The 917-nt window shown below is 44.6% G+C and carries 1 protein-coding gene; it reads left to right on the top strand.

Annotation, left to right across the window (positions count from 1 at the left end; all coding sequences use genetic code 11):
* On the top strand, positions 1-917 hold a 917-nt coding region (locus A3763_RS25765), incomplete at both ends, for a 3-hydroxyacyl-CoA dehydrogenase NAD-binding domain-containing protein (RefSeq protein WP_231872327.1).

Genomic DNA, 917 nt, shown 5'->3' with positions numbered 1-917 from the left:
TCGATCTAGGTTTGAGCGAAGCAAGCAAGCTTCTTACTAAGCGCGTAAGCAAAGGTAAGATGAAAGCTGAGAAAATGGCTGAAGTTCTAAACTCTATCGATCCAGCACTAAGCTATGGTGACTTCGGTGACGTAGACTTGGTTGTTGAAGCGGTTGTTGAGAATCCTAAGGTTAAAGACATCGTTCTTTGTGAAGTAGAAGATCAAGTATCTGAAGATACAATTTTGACTTCAAACACTTCAACAATCTCTATTGATTTGCTAGCTAAGAACTTGAAGCGCCCAGAAAACTTCTGTGGTATGCACTTCTTCAACCCTGTACACATGATGCCTCTTGTTGAGGTTATCCGTGGCGAGAAAACTAGCGAAGAAACAATCGCTACGACAGTTGCTTACGCTAAAGCAATGGGTAAGACGCCTGTTGTTGTTAACGACTGCCCAGGTTTCCTAGTTAACCGTATCTTGTTCCCATACTTCGGTGGCTTTGCTGCGCTAGTACGTGACGGTGCTGACTTCCAGCGCGTTGATAAGATCATGGAGAAATTCGGTTGGCCTATGGGTCCTGCTTACTTGCTAGACGTTGTAGGTATGGACACAGCTATTCACGCTGGTGAAGTCATGGCTGAAGGCTTCCCTGATCGCATGAAGAATGAGTTCCGTACTGCGATGGAAGTTATGTTTGAAGATGGCCGCTACGGTCAGAAGAACGACAAAGGCTTCTACACTTACGAGCTAGACCGTAAAGGTAAGCAGAAGAAAGTGAAGGACGAAGGCGTTTACGACATGATCAAGCCTGTTGTTCTTAACAACAATGAATTTACAGATGAAGAAATCATCGAGCGTATGATGGTTCCTCTACGTATCGAGACTGTACGTTGTCTTGAAGATGGTATCGTAGAGACTGCAGCAGAAGCTGAT

The organism is Oleiphilus sp. HI0128, assembly GCF_001635365.1.
The sequence above is the reverse complement of the archived record's forward strand: the minus strand, read 5'-3'. Positions and strand labels throughout refer to the sequence as shown.